The sequence below is a fragment of the Eubacterium segne genome (genome assembly GCF_014287775.1).
Taxonomy (GTDB): domain Bacteria; phylum Bacillota; class Clostridia; order Lachnospirales; family Lachnospiraceae; genus Eubacterium_G; species Eubacterium_G segne.
Window position 1 is genome coordinate 119,740 of sequence record NZ_JACOOZ010000007.1, and the last position, 18,608, is coordinate 138,347.

Annotated in this window: 16 protein-coding genes; 3 read left to right on the forward strand and 13 right to left on the reverse strand. The window is 35.4% G+C overall.

Annotated elements, in window-relative coordinates; all coding sequences use genetic code 11:
• Window positions 1–11: 11 nt before the first annotated feature.
• The 4 genes from H8S00_RS10400 to H8S00_RS10415 all read right to left on the reverse strand — a co-directional run bounded on the left by H8S00_RS10400 (window position 12) and on the right by H8S00_RS10415 (window position 6,984).
• Window positions 12–959 (reverse strand): carbohydrate ABC transporter permease, encoded by a 948-nt coding sequence (locus H8S00_RS10400; protein WP_118589998.1) that lies wholly within the window; start codon window positions 957–959, stop codon window positions 12–14.
• Window positions 952–4,077 carry an extracellular solute-binding protein gene (locus H8S00_RS10405; protein ID WP_118589996.1) on the reverse strand — a complete coding sequence of 1,042 codons (3,126 nt, stop codon included), beginning with the start codon at window positions 4,075–4,077 and terminating at the stop codon, window positions 952–954. The genes H8S00_RS10400 and H8S00_RS10405 overlap by 8 nt, the downstream gene beginning before the upstream one ends.
• Window positions 4,078–4,157: 80 nt before the next feature.
• Entirely contained in the window at window positions 4,158–5,834 is a 1,677-nt protein-coding gene (locus H8S00_RS10410) for a type 2 periplasmic-binding domain-containing protein (RefSeq protein ID WP_118589994.1), read from the reverse strand.
• A gap of 388 nt (window positions 5,835–6,222) precedes the next feature.
• On the reverse strand, window positions 6,223–6,984 hold the full coding sequence (locus tag H8S00_RS10415; RefSeq protein WP_118589992.1) for a hypothetical protein: 762 nt from the start codon (window positions 6,982–6,984) through the stop codon (window positions 6,223–6,225).
• A 302-nt stretch (window positions 6,985–7,286) separates the two neighbouring features.
• Here H8S00_RS10415 and H8S00_RS10420 point away from each other — a divergent pair, with 302 nt between their 5' ends.
• Both H8S00_RS10420 and H8S00_RS10425 read left to right on the forward strand, forming a co-directional pair.
• Window positions 7,287–8,003, forward strand: a complete 717-nt coding sequence (locus H8S00_RS10420; RefSeq protein WP_021952092.1) for a lysophospholipid acyltransferase family protein — start codon at window positions 7,287–7,289, stop codon at window positions 8,001–8,003.
• Between the two features lie 166 nt (window positions 8,004–8,169).
• Complete coding sequence (locus H8S00_RS10425) at window positions 8,170–8,643, forward strand: hypothetical protein (RefSeq protein ID WP_021952091.1); 474 nt, start codon at window positions 8,170–8,172, stop codon at window positions 8,641–8,643.
• A gap of 58 nt (window positions 8,644–8,701) precedes the next feature.
• Here H8S00_RS10425 and H8S00_RS10430 read toward each other — a convergent pair whose 3' ends face one another.
• From H8S00_RS10430 to murI, 3 genes are all read right to left on the reverse strand, one after another.
• A complete protein-coding gene (locus tag H8S00_RS10430) occupies window positions 8,702–8,968 on the reverse strand; it encodes a hypothetical protein (protein ID WP_118594996.1) in 267 nt (88 codons plus the stop codon).
• Window positions 8,969–9,219: 251 nt separating this feature from the next.
• Window positions 9,220–9,642, reverse strand: coding sequence for a YwiB family protein (locus H8S00_RS10435; RefSeq protein WP_118589988.1), 423 nt, complete (start codon window positions 9,640–9,642; stop codon window positions 9,220–9,222).
• A 1-nt stretch (window position 9,643) separates the two neighbouring features.
• Window positions 9,644–10,462 (reverse strand): glutamate racemase, encoded by an 819-nt coding sequence (gene murI, locus H8S00_RS10440; RefSeq protein ID WP_021951818.1) that lies wholly within the window; start codon window positions 10,460–10,462, stop codon window positions 9,644–9,646.
• Window positions 10,463–10,682: 220 nt separating this feature from the next.
• Here murI and spoIIR point away from each other — a divergent pair, with 220 nt between their 5' ends.
• Window positions 10,683–11,291 carry a stage II sporulation protein R gene (gene spoIIR, locus H8S00_RS10445; protein ID WP_186840517.1) on the forward strand — a complete coding sequence of 203 codons (609 nt, stop codon included), beginning with the start codon at window positions 10,683–10,685 and terminating at the stop codon, window positions 11,289–11,291.
• Here the strand turns inward: spoIIR and ispE are convergent.
• From ispE to H8S00_RS10475, 6 genes are all read right to left on the reverse strand, one after another.
• Complete coding sequence (gene ispE / locus H8S00_RS10450) at window positions 11,284–12,153, reverse strand: 4-(cytidine 5'-diphospho)-2-C-methyl-D-erythritol kinase (protein ID WP_021951816.1); 870 nt, start codon at window positions 12,151–12,153, stop codon at window positions 11,284–11,286. The genes spoIIR and ispE overlap by 8 nt on opposite strands.
• A gap of 51 nt (window positions 12,154–12,204) precedes the next feature.
• Window positions 12,205–13,758: a DUF3794 and LysM peptidoglycan-binding domain-containing protein gene (locus H8S00_RS10455; RefSeq protein ID WP_118589983.1), complete on the reverse strand. Its 1,554-nt coding sequence runs from the start codon at window positions 13,756–13,758 to the stop codon at window positions 12,205–12,207.
• Between the two features lie 75 nt (window positions 13,759–13,833).
• Entirely contained in the window at window positions 13,834–14,250 is a 417-nt protein-coding gene (locus tag H8S00_RS10460; protein ID WP_118589981.1) for a protease complex subunit PrcB family protein, read from the reverse strand.
• Between the two features lie 72 nt (window positions 14,251–14,322).
• Window positions 14,323–16,056 carry a phospho-sugar mutase gene (locus H8S00_RS10465; RefSeq protein ID WP_118589979.1) on the reverse strand — a complete coding sequence of 578 codons (1,734 nt, stop codon included), beginning with the start codon at window positions 16,054–16,056 and terminating at the stop codon, window positions 14,323–14,325.
• Between the two features lie 76 nt (window positions 16,057–16,132).
• Complete coding sequence (locus H8S00_RS10470; protein ID WP_118589977.1) at window positions 16,133–17,116, reverse strand: protein kinase family protein; 984 nt, start codon at window positions 17,114–17,116, stop codon at window positions 16,133–16,135.
• Between the two features lie 82 nt (window positions 17,117–17,198).
• A complete protein-coding gene (locus H8S00_RS10475) occupies window positions 17,199–18,569 on the reverse strand; it encodes a CCA tRNA nucleotidyltransferase (protein ID WP_118589975.1) in 1,371 nt (456 codons plus the stop codon).
• Window positions 18,570–18,608 lie beyond the last annotated feature (39 nt).

The window sequence follows — 18,608 nt, forward strand, 5'->3', positions numbered from 1 at the left end:
TATCCTCCTTTCTAATATTCTTCTTTTTCAGTAAATAATGTATTGGCTACCTTACTACATACCCATACGAGACATAACAGTGCAACAGATACTGCCGCCGCATAACCCATCTCGTATCTTACAAATGCGTAATCATCAATGTGGTTGGCTATCAGCTGTCCGGAATATCCCGGTGTCGGGTTTGCTCCTGCTAACTGTACACCAATCCAACCCATGTTAAATGCATTTACAATAGACATAACCGCACCGAATAACATCTGTGGTTTCATTGAAGGTATCGTAATGTATATAATTTCCTGGGCTCTGTTTTTGATACCGTCCACATAAGCCGCCTCGTATAGTTCCTGATCTATGTTCATAATACCTGATATCATAGATAAGAATCCGATACCCATTGAAGACCACAGGGATATAAATATCATAATTCCCATAAAGTAATCTGACGAAATCAACCACTGTATAGGCTGATTAATAAATCCAAGTTTCTGCAGCCATGCATTAGCAAGACCGTTTTGGTCACCTGAGAAGATTGTCTTCCAGATGTACTGAATCATAATCTGACCTGCCATGGAAGGTGTGTACATTGCCAGGGCATATAATGTTCTTGCCCTTGGTGTAACCTGTGCTAATATCCATGCCATTATAAATGACATAACGTATCCGCCTACACCTACTACTATGGCATATAACACTGTATTTGGAAGAACGTATTTCATAAATACTTCATCACCTGTGAGAAGTGTTACATAGTTAGTCATTCCTGCAAACTTTGGTGTATTAATAACGTCAAAGTAAGTGAATGATAAGCCTATGGCAATTATGATTGGTAATAAAATAAATGTAAAAAACAATAATCCGTACGGAAGTAAAAGTAAAAACGAATGAAAGCCTTCTGTCTGGTAAAACTTTTTACTGCTTCTTACTTTTACCTTTTTTGTAGCTACGGCTGTATTACTCATTCGAACTTACCTCCTCTCCCGGATCTGCTTTTGCCTTATCCTGATTTTCTTTTATCCAGTCATATCCCTGGAGTTTGAATTTCTTAACCATTTTTCCGTTTTCATCGTAATAGCCAAGTTCCTTCATTTTACGAACAATTTCTTTATTAACATCATTCTTTGCTTCATCTACTGCGACCTGACCTGCAGTACCGTCAAATACCATTGTTGTCCAAATATTAGAAATAGTTCTTTCCAGTAAATACTGTCCCGGTGTTCTTGTAACGTCTGTTACATAATTAATCTGTTCTGTAATAATCTTCTTGTCAGCTTCATCCATAGGGTTATTTTCCAATGCTGCCCTGTTAGCTGATAACCAGAAGAATGTCTTTCCATATGATGAGCGAAGTGTGTATGTATATTCTGTCTGAACGCTCTTACTTGTCCACCACTTAAGGAATTCCCATGCTTCCTGCTTCTTATCAGATGTGTTAAAGATTGCTCCACCTGTACCGTTTGCAACAAAAGTTCTGTTGACTGTTCCATCTTCCTGTTTTGTACCAAGATACTGTGAAATAGCCCATTTACCGTCTAATTCTTTTGCTCCGTTTTTAATAAGTGTGTAATCTTCCATTCCTACGATACCAATAGGTAATACTGAATATCTGAATGAGTTAAAGAATGTCTGCACTGATGTATCAAGAGAATACTTAGTAAACAAATCACCAAGTAACTGTAATCCCTTAACTGATTTCTTAGAATCAATACCTGTTGTAATCAGTCCGTTATCATCCTGAGTGTATAACTCTCCACCATTCTGTAATATCATTGGCGCTGTCTGATAGAACCACTTATAACCTGTTGTTCCTAAAGAAATGTTGTGATAGAAGTTCATTCCATATCTCTGTAATGTAGGAAGAATTTCAATTAAATCATCCCATGTATTAGGAACCTTTAACCCAAGGTTTTTAAATATATCCGTTCTGTAAACGATTGCATTAAAGTCTGTTGTTTCAGGTATAGCATACATTCCTTCATTATATACATATGATACAAATGAACCTGTAGGGAATCTTCTTGCTACAGTCCAGAAATCATCAAACTTAGTCAAGTCATATAAAGCACCACGGCTTGATAAATCAAATGGTACATATGACATAAGTCCCAATGCCACATCAGGTGTCTGGTCAGCTGCAATAGCCAGTGTCAGTTTGCTGACATCAGGCATTGTTGAAACCTTAACCTTAATATCTTTTCCGGTCTGTTCCTTATAATATGGAACAAACTCTGTATCTACCATCTTCTGAAGTAAGTCAACGTGAGTAATTGCTCTGTTTACCCAGATAGTAAGAGTTTTGCTGTCCTCTTTTGCTCCTGTTGCATATTTATCAGAAGTAAAAGTATTTACCAGTGATCTTACACCTGTCCACATTGAACTTGCCAATGATGGATTTGCACTTTTAATCTGATTCTTTTCTCCATAGATATAGATTCTGTCTAATGTAAATTCATTAGATGTTACCTCTGTTGTAAAGTTACTAAGTGAAACTAATATAGAGTTTTCAGCACCTGTTAAATCTTTAGTATGAAGTGCAATTTCATCAGGATATTTTTTCATTGTCTTAATAAATTGCTGTGCTTCATCAAGATATGCCAATATGGCACTTGAATTTCCATTTGGTGAATAATCCTGAAGCAAATATCTTATATGTTTAATAATTGTTTCGTAAGCATTAAGGTAATCAGAGATTTCCGGAATGTACTTTGTCATTTTCCAGTTTCTCTCTGTATCAACATCACTACCCGTAATTTTTGTAATTTCCAGCTGGAAATCTGTAAGATGCTGCTGTAAAAGAAGAGCATATCTGTATGCTTCCATTACTGGCTCATTTTCCTGCTTAATTGCGATAGTGTGTTTGCCTTCTGTTAAATAGAAATTGTAATTGTTTCCATCTTTGTCTGCCAATGTCACATTTTCATAGCCTGATGATACAGGTTCAAATGCGTAATTGTACATTTCCTCAAATGGAACTTCCCCATCTATTTTTATTGTTTCAAATGACTGGAATTCTTTCTTTCCATTGTCATAGTGGAATGCAATATTGTAATTTCCTGTTTTCTTTACATTAAATGTATATACAATTTCGTTACCTGCTGAATTCCACTGTAATGTATTTAACTTTTCGTGATCTATGTTGAATCTTGTAAGTGATGTATTTGTATCGGTTCCATACACAGCGTCTGTTGAATTTTTCTGTGTATAATAAACTGCATCAATTTCTAGCTGATCATCTTCCGCTGTTACTAACTCTGCATCCTGATGCTGTGCCGCATAGTCTTTATATGATGCAACATTTGTTTTTGCTTCCTGCGCCATTAACTTGCCAAGAGCTAATCCACCTGATGAAACATTTTCGATATTGATTTCATTTTCTCCCTTTTCTAAATAGAAACATAATGGTGTGCTTGATACATATGTATTGTTGTATAAGTATGTATTGGTCCATTTCTGTATTCTGTTCTGACTAGGTGCCATTTCATCACCATAGCTGTCTAAAGGAAAATCTTTCTTTTCGTCGCTTCCTACATATTTGTCAGTATCTACGTCTGTCCATAAAATAGGAAGTGCAATGGTATTCATTTCTGAATACTGCTGTTTTCCATTAATGGTAGCACTGACGGTGTAATCTGATAAGGACTCACCTACTGACATATAATCTATGTTTAAATAATATAATCCGGATTTTTCTACGGATACTTTATATTTGGCAACATCTGTATAGTCTAATTCCACCATGTCTGAATCATATTCTTTAACAGCTTCAGGCGTGGTGTCATCTGTGTTTTTCTTTTTCTCAGCGTAATATACCTTAGCATCTTTGCCGTTTTCTAAAACCGCCTGATGATTTCCCTCACCGATTTCTTTATTTGTCTTAATAAAGTCTGTATAGTAAACCTCTGTTTTTTCACCATCATCAAGGTACGCATTAGCCAATAAGTCATAAGCCTTTTGGACTTTATGATTATCTGCATCCTTTATGTAAGTTACTTTTGTACTAAATACAAACTGATTAAGGCATACAGCTGCAACAATGACACACACTATACCAATTATAATAGCAATAACTTTTCTTTTCATTGTTGTCCTTTCCTTTTTATAAAAGCGGAACTACGTTTTTGTAGTTCCGCAATTACTTATGTATTAATTATTAGTTACGATTATTTTAAGTCTGCGTCCTCAAATCCGTAATATTCTTTTAATGCATCTTTTAACTGTTTCTGTGCTGTCTGAATACGCTTGTTGCATGAATCATTCCAATCTGATAATCTTGACTTAACATTATCTGCCCAATCCTTATCAGTAAACCATGCTCCGGCAACATTTTCCTGTCCGCAGTTAATCCATTCGTAAAGTGTCTTTGTTGTGTCACCGTTTTCTGAAATTGTGCTAGTCCAGCATTTGTCAATGTAATCCCATGTCTTTCCTTCTTTCCAGATTTCAAGAACTTTCTGGAATCCTTCTTTATCAGCATATGCTTTATGAGCGTCAAGCTTGTTCCAGATTTCCATCTGTGCATCGTAATCATCACCTGAAACTACAGGGAATGTATCACCTGCTGCTGACTTAAGCTGACCATTGTCTGACCACTTCTGATCAAATATTGCCTGTCTTGCTGCTGTACTTGCTGTCCAGAATGAAGCAAATGTATATGTAACATCAAGTTTCTGTTTTTCTTCATCACTCCATTCAGATTTCTTGTCATCTAATGAATAGTTGTGAAGACAAATAGGATCCATAATTACCTTAATTGTATTTTCACAGTAGTCTGTTGATGGGTATGGGTAAATGTCCCAGTCAGCTGACTTAATATAAGCGTCGCTATCCTTTGCTGATTCATCAGCACCTGCTGTAAGGAACCAAGGATCTTCAAAGTTTACAAGAGATCTGTTGTTTGTGAAGTAGTACCAGCTATATGCTGAACATTCTTTTACAATATCCTTTGTAATCTTTCCAGCACCTGCTGCAACGTCAATAGACTTTTCAGCCCATTTAGGGAAATACTTAAGAAGTGATTTTACTTCATCACTATTTAAGTCAATTTTGTTTTCTTCCTTAATCATCTTATTAATAGTTGTTGTTCCAAGGTTTACAATATCAACAGGTGTTCCCTTTGAACCCCAGAATGTTTTTCCATCCGCCTTTGAAACAAAACGTGTATATTCATCAATGCTCCAGTCAGGCTTTGGAACGTTAATATTGTTATCTTCTGCTAATGCCTTGTTAACCCAGATTCCACCAGGAATTGTGTATGATGGAAGTCCTGCCTGGAATCCATAATAGTTAAGATTGCTCATAAGTGTTTCGTTATACTTCTTATATGTTGCGTCATCCTTGTATGCTGACAAATCAGCAACTAAACCTTTTTTAATGTCGTTTATTACGTTTGTTGATCCCCAAATATCAGGATACTTTTTGTACTTCGCCTGGAAGTTTTCCATTTCCTGTTCCCATGATGCTGTGTTGTACTGATCAGGGTCACCAACTTTTGACCATAAATTAATCTTAATGTTAGGGTATACAGTGTGGAACTTCTGAGCCACTGCGTATACCTGTGCTACGTTCTGAGCCACAATCTTGCTAGGATCTGATAATTTCTTTCCTGCTGCGCTATCAGGATTTCCGATATCCTCATAGTATTCTCCATCACCGGACCATACCATAATAGATACTTCTCCCTTAGTGTCCTTTGCCAAACCTGTTGTAATGCCGAGATTGTCGCTGCCATCTCCGCCCTTCTTGCTCTCCTTAGAGCTTCCACAACCTGTTAATGCCATTGAAGCACCAAGTGTCAATGTTAATGTTAAAGCTAATGCTTTACGGCCTAATTTTTTCATTTTAATATCCTCCTTCATTTTGAAAAAATTTAATCACCTACATTAGAAACCACATAGTGATTTTCTTTAAAACGATTTTATCACAAGAATATGTACAAATCAACAGTAAAAAACGATTTTACAATATTTTTTATTGTAATATTTTAACAACGGATTGAAAACGCTTTTCATAATTTTTTACTATATTTTCCAATATAATTTTGTATACTTATCAATAATCCCAATATTTAGTGAAACGTTTTCACTAAAACGCCCTATTTGGTGGCTAAAGATTTATTTTTTTTATGAAGTGTCTTATTCATTAATTTCTATTTTTCCGACAAATAAAAAAAGCAGCCACCAACTAAAAGTCAATGACCGCTCTTTTCAGATAAATATTTTATTTTAATTAAGCTTCTTTTCTTTTTCTTGAAAAGACAACGATAACTGCTGCTGCTGCGATAGCTGCTACTGCACAAGCGTAAGGTCCGAAATCTCCGGTTGCTACTGTTGTTGTATTTGTAGCAGGCTGTGTTGTATTGCCACCATTGTTGTTCTGCTGATTGTCACTTGCTGCTGCAGGTGCTGCTAATGAATAATCTGTACATGTGATTACTGTAGCCTTTGCAGCCATATCTCCATCACCGTCTGAAATAGCTGACTTTCCGCCTTCAGCCCATGTGTACAAATCTTTTTCATCATCTCTGTCACCAAAATCTCCACCTAATCCAAAGTAAATTGAATTAGCATCACATTTAGCTGTAAATGTTTCATCAACTGTTACTGCCTGATTTTTTGGTAACTTAACCCATTTAGCAAATGCAATATTTTCCTTAGTTGCAATCTTAATTACAACCCATTTGTCCATCTTAGTTGATTTCAATGTACACTTTAATGTATACTGCTCACCTTTTTTAATATCAACTTTTCCTTTGCCTTCCTGGAATACCTGGTATCCCCAAACACCACCCCAACCGATAGTGTCCATGTTAGCTGTCCAGCCTGTAGCTGAATTTTCCTTAAATGAACCTTCTGATGCTTCGTACCATACATTACCTTCTGAGAAACCTATGTAATGTCCCCAGGTACCTGCTGCGAAACAACTTGCGCTCATGCCTGCAGTTAATGCAACTGTAGCTACTACTGCCGCAATTCTTTTTAATACTTTCATTTTATTTCCTCCTTTATTCAGATAAATATACCCGATATATTGTGAGTATAGCACGAAGAATACCGTAGTTCAATAAATAAAATCATTTTTATTATCCTTTCTAACAATTTTTACAATCTTTTATGTCTTATTCTGTACATTGTCAACAAAGTTGTTGTTTCTGCAATTTTAAACTTTTTTCCTTTGCATATTCATTTTTACCTATAAATATGTTACTATGTTTAAGGCTGTTTTTTAATAGTTTTATCATAATATGAAATCAGTTATTTTTATCTGATTTACATTAAATATAGGAGGTTATTATGATTCGTCTTATAGGAGTTTTTTTATTCCTTGTAGTTTACTTTATTATATCATTACCAATACAGTTAGCTGAACTTATTATTCAAAAATTTAATATGGATATAAGAAATAAAAGCAGTCTTTCTTTTGTACAATGGGGATTGAAATGTGTAATGTTTATTTCAGGAGTAAAACTTGAAGTTACGGGATATGAGAATATTCCTAAGGATACTCCTGTTTTGTTTGTAGGAAATCACAACAGTTTTTACGATATTATTGTTACTTATCCGTTGATGGAACGACCAACAGGATTTGTTGCAAAAAAGGAAATAAAAAAAGTACCATTTCTTAGCTGGTGGATGTATTTTGTAAATTGCATCTTTTTAGACAGAAGTGATCCAAGAGCCGGGCTTAAATCTGTTTTAGATGCGGCAGGTCTTATTAAAAAGGGCATTTCTGTATTTTTGTTTCCTGAGGGAACCCGTTCAAAAGACGGAAATATGCTGGAATTTAAGGACGGTGGTTTTAAAATTGCTACTAAATCAAAGTGTCCCATTGTTCCTGTAGGAATAACAGGTTCTGCAGATGTTTTTGAGAATCATTTTCCTCTTATTAAATCAACTAAAGTAACTGTAACCTTTGCCGAGCCTATTTATACCGCTGATTTATCCAGGGAAGAAACCAAAGGACTTTCCGCAAGGGTTAAAGGAGAAATTCAAAATATTATTTCTAAATAATAACTTTTTGTTTTTTGATGTTTAAAAAATTTTATGCCAATGGGGGTAAGCCATGGGTTTTGACCAATGAAAATTTTACTTTTAACCCTCTCATCTTAATATTTTATTGTAAATTTTTCTGTTAAATGATAGAATAACACAAGAGACAAAAAAGTGGAGGTACATAATGAATATTTTAAACAATATTTCACCAATTATGGCACTTAGCGGACTGACAATCGGACTTATTGTGGTGGTTGCAGTTTTGTTAGTAGCTGTTATTGTTCTTTATTTTATAGGTCGTAAAGCCGAAAAGAAACAGGCAGAGCAGGAAAAGACCATGAAAGAAAATGCTCAGACAGTCAGCCTGTTTGTTATTGATAAGAAGAAGTTAAAACTTAAGGATTCAGGACTTCCGAGTATCGTTCTTGAGCAGACACCTAAGTATGCCAGACGTGCAAAGGTTCCTATTGTAAAAGTTAAGGCAGGTCCAAGAGTTATGAATCTGATTGCAGATGCAAAGATTTACGATCAGATTTTACCAAAGCAGGAAATTAAAGCTACTGTCAGTGGTATTTATATCACTTCATTTAAAAGAATACGTGGTCCTATCTACGAACCGCCAAAAAAGAAGAAACATTTTTGGCAAAAAAGTAAATAAGACAGCACATAAAAAAAGTCCCGATACACCGGGACTTTTTTTATGCATTTTTTAGTTTCTAAGCTGTCTGCCTCTCGGCAAGCTGCCTCTTTAATTCCTCTATTTCTTTTTCATATCTTCTACGTTCTTTTTCTATTTGACTTTGCTTTTCGTCCAGCTTCTCCTGCATCCTTTTGCGTTCAGCTTCTCCTCTTGCTTCTCCTAATGCTTCCCCACTCATTCTTGCATCCCTCATCATGTCATCAATTGCCTTACACATATCCTGCTTTTCCTCCTTCTCTTCAATCTTTATGTTAATGTTTGCACATTCCCTGATTACCACCATGGCACCCCCTTCTTTTAATATTTCGAGATATATACTATTAGTTCTTTTAATTTCTTTATAGTATACACCGGATATAAAAAAAATACAATAGTGAGGATTAGAATCCACTTGCAATCCTCACATCACAGTATCTTTATTACATCTTATATTTATTATAGTATATATTATTTGTTGTGTTGTCAAGTCGTTTTTTAAATTATACATATTTTTTGTGTTTTCTTTGAATAGTTACCGGAAAATGTAAATTTCACCTACACCCGGCTTAAATCAATTTCAATTTCACTGTCCGATATTTTACTGTTGTTGGCATATAATTCATATGCAATTTTCAAATTAATTTTGTCTTTTTCTTCAACCACATTAATATCCTTAGTCAAAACCTCCATAAGTAAGTCACCATATGGCGTGCTGTGCAATGCCTGATTGTTCTTCCCTTTTTCAAAAATCATTTTTCCACTCATGAATCCTGACCTTTTAACCTCTGCAAAGGAATCGTTAAACTTAATTATATTCTTTGTTTTCACTCCGGTTTCATCATCAATGTCCTCATAAGTTACATAATGCTTGCTATTTCTTGTATAATATTTTCCCGGAGTTACGGTTTCAACGCTGTCTCCTGTTTCTTCCACTATCTGAAGTCCCTTTACTTTTACTATTACCTTGCTATTTACCATCCTAGTATTCCTCTATATTTATCTGATTTGCCTCGTCCACATCAAAAGGCATAATTGAATCTGCAAAACTTTCAAACCTGTCAGCAGCATCGCTTACATAAAAGTCACATGTAGGGTTAGCATTAATATCTGCTCTTATTCCATGCTGGGTTAAAAGCTCCCCTAAGCTAATGGCTGTCTCATAGGCAGGATTTACCAAATTAACATCCGGGCCCATTATTTTTCCTATGGTACTTCTTAAAAGAGGATAATGGGTACAGCCTAAAATAAGACTGTCTATGTTTTGTTCCTTAAGTTCGTCTAAATATCTTCTTGCAATCTCATCCGTCACTTCGTCATGAAGCATTCCCTCTTCTACCAAAGGGCAAAACAAAGGACACGCCTTTCCTATAACAATTATTTCAGGGTCAATGCTTCTTATATATTCAGTATATAATTTACTTTTAATGGTTCCTTCCGTTCCAATAATACCAATACGCTTGTTTTTGGTAGTTTCTATGGCAGCAATTGCTCCCGGTTTTACCACACCTATAACAGGTATATCTAATTCCTTCTCTATGGTATCAAGGGCAAATGCACTTGCAGTATTACATGCAACAACAATTGCCTTTACATCCTTTGTTCTCAGAAAATGTACTATCTGCCTTGAATATCTGATAATTGTATTTTTGGATTTACTTCCATAAGGAACTCTGGCGGTATCTCCAAAATATACAATGCTTTCATTAGGAAGCTGTCTTGTAATTTCCCTTGCTACCGTAAGTCCGCCCACACCTGAATCAAAAACTCCTATAGGTGCGTTATTATTTATTAATTCCATAATACATTTCCTCCTATACTTTGATATATTTTACCTTTTATCCCCCGTTATTTCAATAGAATTAAAAGCATTTGTATAAAAAGATTATAAGAGGCAATACTCTAAATACAACCACTAAAGTAAGAGACAAAAATTAACTATGTTTATTAAAAAAACGTTTCCGACACTTAGCCCTCCACCAAAGGGTGGGGCAATACATATTCTATAAGGAGATTGAACAATGAGAAATAAAAGAATATTTTTAAGTTTTATAATTTTTATTGCAGGTATTGTAATGTTTAACTTTTACAAAAGTTCTGAAACTACTGCTACGGTAAAAGCCCTGTCTGAAAGTGCCATACGCTTCCATGTCCGTGCCAACAGTGATTCCCAAGATGACCAGGCCCTAAAAATGGAGGTAAAAGAAAAAGTAGTTGACTACATATATAAAAATACAAAAACCTTAAATACCCTTTCCGAAACAAAGGATTTTATACTAAAAAACGATAATAAAATAAAAAAGCTGGCAACTGAGACTATCCGAAATTCAGGATATGATTACTCAGTATCTTCCAGCTTTGGAATGCAGGATTTTCCTGTTAAAACCTATGGTGATGTTACCTTTCCTAAAGGCCGCTACACATCATATACCATTTATATAGGAGAAGGCATAGGGCATAACTGGTGGTGCGTGTTGTATCCCCCATTATGCTTCGTAGATGCCTCCACCGGGGTAGTTCCTAACTCATCTAAAGAAATGCTTAAGGAATCCCTTACGGAAAAAGAGTATGACACCGTAGTTCAGTATCGTTTTAAATATCTTACCTTTTTAAACAACTTTATCAATTAATAAATTCCGTTAAGTAAAGCTGTTCCGTAAGATTGTTCTGCGTTAAATTTTCCATAACCTTTTCTGCCTTTTCAATATTATCAAAAAGTCCAAATACTGTAGGACCGCTTCCACTCATTATGGAATTTAAGGCACCTCCATTAATCATTATATCTTTTATTTGAGATATAACAGGATATTCAGGCACTGTCACGTCCTCCATTACATTATATAAAAGCTTTGACAGTGCGTACAAATCCTTGTTTCTAATGGCATCTGCCATTTTTTCAATATCCGGGCGTTTCTCAATTGAATCCGGCTTTATGTGTCCATAAACATATGCTGTAGATACGGAAACCGGAGGTTTTGCTATTATAACATGACACTTCGGTGGTGCCGGCAGTGGTGTTAATATTTCTCCAATACCTCTGGCAATAGCCGTTCCACCCATTATGCAGTAAGGGACATCTGCCCCGAGCTTTACTCCTCTTTCCATTAGTGCCTTTTCATCTAAATTGAGCTTAAACATCTCATTAATTCCCTTAAGGGTAGCTGCACAGTCTGCGCTCCCTCCTGCCATTCCTCCGGCAATAGGAATTCTTTTGTTAATTCTGATTTCAATTCCATCATTGATTCCAAATTCGTCAAATAACATCCTTGCTGCCATATAAGCCAGATTTCCCTTTTCATTTGACAAAACTTCTTTATCTGTAGTTACCTTTATTTCACCATTTTTTTCTGTTTTAGTTATAATAATATCGTCGTAAACATTTACCGTCTGCATAATCATGTCAAGGTCATGATATCCGTCAGGTCTTTTTCTTATAACATCTAATCCTAAATTAATCTTTCCATAGGCTTTTAATTCTATCTTATCTGACAACTTCCGTTCCTCCAAAAACTATATTCTCTTAAAGTATACTTTTTTTAACTGTTATTGACAAGATTTAATCAACAGCAGTCTGTCACCCTTTTTGATATGGTCAGTCTTTAATTCATTTACCTCCATAATTTTATCAATGGTAGTGAAATTCTCCTTTGCCAGCTTCCACAATGTATCCCCTGACTGAACCACATACCCTCTCATAAGTGGTGCTGCATTTACCTTTTCCAAATCTATGGATTCTTCTTTTATTTCAGTTATAAGAGCTTTTCGCTCCTCCCTAAAGGCCATTACCTCCATAGCCACTGTGAGCTTTATTTCCACCTCATCTGTGCCTGTCATGTTGCCACTTATCTGCTCCGTCCACCAGTTTACATAATATTTATCACCATTAGTTATTCCCTCTGCATCTATTCTGTGTTCAAAATCCATTTCTGCTGACTTGCAGCATATTGGATTACTGTCTTCAGAGGATATATACATAACCCATGCCTTTATTTTCCCAATAGCCTTTAAGCCATTGTCACTAACTACAATATTTTCAATTTTAATGTCTGCACTATTTCCACATATTTGTAAAATATGTCCCTTGTCGCTGTCTACCTTTATTTTCACTACATTTTTCGTTCTTGAAGCATTTTTTACAAGAAGTCTTTCACATACCTGTTCTGTTTTTATTGGAACGAGATTAATTTCCGGTGCGTACACATCCTCTAACACATCTACCGGCTTTTCCTCATAAATCTTAATGTTCATTTTCAGCAATGCATTAATGTTAATTTCCCGCATTTCATTATCCTGATTCATTTCTGCATCTACCGTAATATTATGAAGCTTTGATGTTATGTAGGAAATTAAATCTTCTCCCGCTTCATTTATTTCCAAAGTTCCACCAAAGTTAACGGTGGTATCTATCCACTGGATTGGAGCACTTTCTTCCTCCGGACTATATAGCAAAAATACCCCCAGTTCTCCGGTAACAAGTACGGCACTATCCGTCATTTTTTCATTAATGTTTTTTATCCTTACATCCTTCCACAGTATTCTTTCAATAGGTGGTTTAGATGAAGGAACCGACAGCTGTTCGTGGATTCTTAAATTATCTGATTTGTCTGCCACAATGGATATTCCGTCAATATGACCGTATTTAGTCATCATGTTTTCCCTGTCTGCTCCTGTCACTGCCTCCACATCTTCTAATTTTTCCACTGTAACATATGCCATTATCTGTATTTTATATATGTAACTTCTATTATCAATCATTTTGACAGAAGATGACATAACCATTAGTTTTACATTTGCATTTCCATCTTCATCTATATCCTGGGCTTTTACAATTTCCTCAAAAGGAATTTCCCCTTCTAACCCATTTACCCTGCCATCATCAGCTCCATAGTAAAGCATCTGATAATTTATTGTTCCATTAATAACAATCTGATTATTTCTCACGGAAACATTATCAACTGTGGCTGTCTCACTTTGATTAATAATGGTTCCTACTTCCGGATATGCCTCTGTAACCCTCTCTTCGTGGTTTACATAAAAAGTTTTTACCTCGTTTTTTAATATTTTACTCATATGAATATTGCTTTTTATTAATTCCATAACTGCCCCCTGACTTTACTATATTCTGTATACCTTCTATAACATATGAACAACCTGATATATTTATTCTACTTTTTAATTGTCGGTAAATATCACGTTTTTGTCATTGTATTTTATTTTAATTACAATAACCGGGTATGTTTTTGTTTCGTTATTGGTGTATTTCTTTGGTCCCAAAAACTCCGTTCTAACAAAAATTGCATTTGAGCTTTCAAATAGTTTCTTTACGGTAATGCTGTACCCTTCATACTTTTGTTTTCCATAACCAATTATAATGTAAGTGTACTTATCATCTGAATATGTTACCTTAAACTCCTTTTCCTTACGTTCCTCTATTATTTGTTTTACCTCCTGTGGCACCTCTGCTTCCGTCACTACAGTAAAATCTATATCCTTTATTTTTTTTCTGTTTATTTTCTGAATACCGCATGAAGACGTTACTACTATGCATATAATAAGAATTAAAATCAGTCCTGTTTTATTTTTCAGCATAATAAATACACCACAATATATCTTTATTAAAATATATTATGGTGTATTTTATTTATGCCCTGTTTTTAAATATTAAAGCATTGAATTTACTAAATTAATCATATATTCGCCAAGTTCCTTATCCTTAGCTTCTGCATCTGCAAAATCCTTACCCTTAACTCCATAGTAGAATTTAAGTTTTGGTTCAGTACCTGATGGTCTTACACAAACCCATGCACTGTCACTTAAATCATAGTAAAGAACATTTGACTTTGGAAGTCCTGTACCTGTAACTTCTCCTGTTTCCATGTTTTTAACTGTGTCAAGTTTGTAGTCTCTTGCTGAAAGAACTTTATAGCCGGCAATTTCTGTAGGAACATTCTCACGAAGCTTCTCAATTGTATTCTTAATCTTTTCAATTCCTTCCTTGCCCTTTAATGTAATAGACTGAACACCGTCACTCCAGTATCCGTATCTCTCATACATTTCAATCATCTTATCCCAAAGAGACATTCCCTTTGTCTTGTAGTAAGCTACAGCCTCGCAAAGTGCCATAGTAGCTACTACTGCATCCTTATCTCTTGCATGTGTTCCAATAAGACATCCGTAGCTTTCCTCAAAACCGAAAGCATAATGACCTTTCTTAGTGGTTTCAAAGTTAAGAATCTGCTCTCCAATATATTTAAATCCTGTAAGAACCTCAATAAGTCTTACGTTGTAATATTTTGCAATATCATTTGCAAGATTTGTTGTAACTATAGTTTTAATTAATGCTGCATCATCAGGAAGCTGTCCTGCTTCTTTCATCTGACTGATTTCATATTCTGCCAATAAGCATCCTGACATGTTACCTGTAAGTACATGATATTCTCCTGTCTTATCATCTCTTACATATACACCAAGTCTGTCAGCATCAGGGTCTGTGGCCAACAAAATATCTGCATTAATTTCATTTCCCATTTTAACTGCTAACTCAAAGGCTTCTTTTGATTCAGGATTTGGATAACTTACTGTAGGGAAATCTCCGTCAGGAAGTTCCTGCTCCTTAACAACATATACATTTTCAAATCCTAATTCCTTAAGAACTCTTCTTACCGGAATATTTCCTGTTCCGTGAAGTGGAGTGTAAACAATCTTAATGTCCTTCTGCATTGCATCAATGGCATCCTGATGTTTAACCTGTGACTTAAGAGCTGCTATGTACTTGTCATCTACTTCTTTTCCAATCTGAACATAGAGGCCTTCCTTAACTGCTTCATCCTTATCCATTGTCTTTACAAGGCTGTAATCACTAATGGCTGAAACAGCATACATAATACCTGTGTCGTGAGGTGGTGTAATCTGTGCTCCATCCTCCCAGTAAACTTTATATCCATTGTATTCTGCCGGGTTATGGCTGGCAGTAACATTAATACCTGCTATACATCCTAATTCCCTAACTGCAAATGAAAGCTCCGGTGTAGGTCTTAATGAATCAAATACATAAGCCTTTATTCCGTTTGCATTAAGGCAAAGTGCAGCTTCATCTGCAAATTCCGGTGACATATGTCTTGAATCAAAAGCAATTGCAACACCTTTGTCCTGACCATTCATCTTTATAATATAATTTGCAAGCCCCTGTGTAGCCTTTCTTACAGTGTAAATATTCATTCTGTTAGTTCCAGCGCCTATAACTCCTCTAAGTCCTGCTGTACCAAATTCAAGTTCAGTGTAAAATCTGTCTTCGATTTCCTTTTCATCACCTTCAATTGCCTTTAATTCAGCTTTTGTTCCCTCGTCAAAGTATGGACTTTCCAGCCAGTTATTATATAACTCTCTGTAACTCATAGTAAACCTCCATTAAATTTATGCTATAAGTATTTTAATACAAACTAACCCCAAATAAAAGACCAAATATATTTTTTTACATATTTTCTATAAATTTGTGTCTTAGGTTTTCCTGTTTTAGAAATTGTGTCAGTTTTTCCTCGTTTTTCTCCGAATACCACGCCTTGTTAGAGTTGTAATAGTAATTAATTATTTTCCAAAACTTTTCCGGATAACTTAGCATGATTTTAAGGATGGTATATTCTTCACTATTTAATGGATTAATTTTGTTATATTCTTCTATGATTTTGTTTCCAAGAGAGATGTTCCAGTTGTTCTTTTCCATTACCTTTCTAAGCCAGTCGTATAAATCCTGAAGCTGAGGTGCGTAATTAATTTTTGACATGTTCACCATAATTATTCCTTCCCCATCAAATAAAATATTGTGGTGGTTGTAGCACCCGTGATTTATTGTCTTCATTAAAACTGCCTCTTCAAACCTTGAGGCATAGGTGGATTTTAATAAGTTATCCGTAGCAATAACAGCCTGTTTTTTGTACTCATCCATTATATCCTGTAGGGACATTTCAAAGAAATTCTTATTTTTCCTCTTCTTTATGTAATTTTTTATGGTAGTAATTTCCCTGTTGTGCCTTTCAAAAACCTTTTCCATGTTTTTTCCCGGATGAAATGCCCTGACATCCTTTAATAGTTCCCTGTTATCCCTTAATATGTTATGAAAGGCTGCCAGTTTTTTTGTTCCTGCTAATATGCTACCTTCATTATTTACATTACATTCCTCTGCATTAAACCATTTTTTTAATATATATGTATAGCCGTCCTCGCTAATGGTAACATAATTTCCCTCATTATTTTCTATTACACAATCACATATAAAACCCTTGTCTTCCATATAGTTGTACAAAATTTTCATTGCCGCCATTTTTTCATTGCTGTTATTGTACTCCTGAAGAATATATTTTTCCTTTTCCACATTACACCCGTAATTTCCCTTTATTCTGTAGGTACTATTTATTTTAAGGTTGTATTGGTCAAATACCGTCAATGCTTTTTCATTCATAAAAAACCTCCTCTTTAAATGGGTAACGTCCCTCCCTATGGTGGAGAACCGGTCATTTAAAGATATGAGGTTTTCTTACTTATTAGAACATTTTTGACGCAATATTAAGGAGTGTTTCTCTTTCATTTAACTGAGGATTGTCTAACACCTTTGCCAAAAGTTCATCTAACACTGTTCCTATTATTTCTCCCTTAGGACAGCCTATTTCAATCAGGTCTTTTCCTGACACTGCCATCTCTGCCTTACATGTACATATGTTATTGTCCATAATGTATTTAAACTGCTGACAGGTATAAAGATATTTATCAAATCCCTTTTTTCTTCCGTAATCGCTTTTTCCCTGAAAATCTGCATATGCCAGTTGGAGATACTGTTCATAAATATCCTTCCCGATTTTATGAACGCTCCATCTTACGGAAGCAGGACTCATTTCCCCGGAAGCAGTTCTGTCATCGTGACATTCAACTAAACGGATAACAAGCTTTATGGTTTTATTATCCATTTTCAGCCTTTTCATAATTTCAGGTACCATAAGGCTTCCCACCTTGGCATGACCATAAAAATGAACCAGGTTATTATCCTTTTTGTCCATTGTCATGGAATCAGGTTTTCCCACATCATGTAAAAGTGCCGCCCATCTCATAACCTTTGTGTCAGGGACATTTTCCATTACCTTAATGGTATGTTCCCCTACGTTGTACATATGATATGGTGTGTTTTGAGGGCATTCCATCATTCTGTCAAATTCTGGCAAAACCACTTTGGTAATTCCTGCTTTATAGGCTGTAATCAGCTTATCAGGGTGATTAGAAGTAATTAGTTTTTCTAATTCTACCCGGATTCTTTCTGCACTGATATTTTTTAAAGTATCTGACAAATCCTTAGCTGCTGCTAAAGTCTTATCTTCTATATCAAATCCCAGCTGAGCTGAAAATCTTACGGCACGTAAAATTCTAAGGGCATCTTCACCAAATCTCTCTTCTGCCACCCCTACACACTTTATAATCTTTTTTTCTATGTCTCCTATTCCGTCAAAGGCATCCACCAGCCCTACTGTGGGATTATATGCCATGGCATTAATTGTGAAATCTCTTCTTTTTAAATCCTCTATCAGATTAGAGGTAAATTCCACAGTGTCAGGATGTCTGCTGTCATTGTATTCGCCATCAATACGGTATGTGGTTACCTCATACCCCACTCTGCTCATCATTACCGTAACTGTTCCATGCTGTATTCCCGTATCAAGGGTTTTGTTAAATAACGCTTTTACCTGCTGAGGCAGAGCCGACGTTGTAATGTCCCAGTCCTGAGGCTGTCTGCCTAAAATGGTATCCCTTATACAACCGCCAACTGCAAATGCCTCATAACCGTTTTTTTCCAAAATAGTTATTATCATTTTTACACTTTTGGGAATCTCTATATTAAAATCTTTCCTTACTTTATAATCATTCATTAATTTCTGTCCTTCTTTTATATGATGTAAGTTTTAAAA

Coding starts and splice junctions, on each gene's coding strand:
- H8S00_RS10400 (WP_118589998.1), bottom strand. CDS start 959: ATGAGTAATACAGCCGTAGCTACAAAAAAGGTAAAAGTAAGAAGCAGT.
- H8S00_RS10405 (WP_118589996.1), bottom strand. CDS start 4,077: ATGAAAAGAAAAGTTATTGCTATTATAATTGGTATAGTGTGTGTCATT.
- H8S00_RS10410 (WP_118589994.1), bottom strand. CDS start 5,834: ATGAAAAAATTAGGCCGTAAAGCATTAGCTTTAACATTAACATTGACA.
- H8S00_RS10415 (WP_118589992.1), bottom strand. CDS start 6,984: ATGAAAGTATTAAAAAGAATTGCGGCAGTAGTAGCTACAGTTGCATTA.
- H8S00_RS10420 (WP_021952092.1), top strand. CDS start 7,287: ATGATTCGTCTTATAGGAGTTTTTTTATTCCTTGTAGTTTACTTTATT.
- H8S00_RS10425 (WP_021952091.1), top strand. CDS start 8,170: ATGAATATTTTAAACAATATTTCACCAATTATGGCACTTAGCGGACTG.
- H8S00_RS10430 (WP_118594996.1), bottom strand. CDS start 8,968: ATGGTGGTAATCAGGGAATGTGCAAACATTAACATAAAGATTGAAGAG.
- H8S00_RS10435 (WP_118589988.1), bottom strand. CDS start 9,642: ATGGTAAATAGCAAGGTAATAGTAAAAGTAAAGGGACTTCAGATAGTG.
- murI (WP_021951818.1), bottom strand. CDS start 10,462: ATGGAATTAATAAATAATAACGCACCTATAGGAGTTTTTGATTCAGGT.
- spoIIR (WP_186840517.1), top strand. CDS start 10,683: ATGAGAAATAAAAGAATATTTTTAAGTTTTATAATTTTTATTGCAGGT.
- H8S00_RS10455 (WP_118589983.1), bottom strand. CDS start 13,758: ATGGAATTAATAAAAAGCAATATTCATATGAGTAAAATATTAAAAAAC.
- H8S00_RS10460 (WP_118589981.1), bottom strand. CDS start 14,250: ATGCTGAAAAATAAAACAGGACTGATTTTAATTCTTATTATATGCATA.
- H8S00_RS10465 (WP_118589979.1), bottom strand. CDS start 16,056: ATGAGTTACAGAGAGTTATATAATAACTGGCTGGAAAGTCCATACTTT.
- H8S00_RS10470 (WP_118589977.1), bottom strand. CDS start 17,116: ATGAATGAAAAAGCATTGACGGTATTTGACCAATACAACCTTAAAATA.
- H8S00_RS10475 (WP_118589975.1), bottom strand. CDS start 18,569: ATGAATGATTATAAAGTAAGGAAAGATTTTAATATAGAGATTCCCAAA.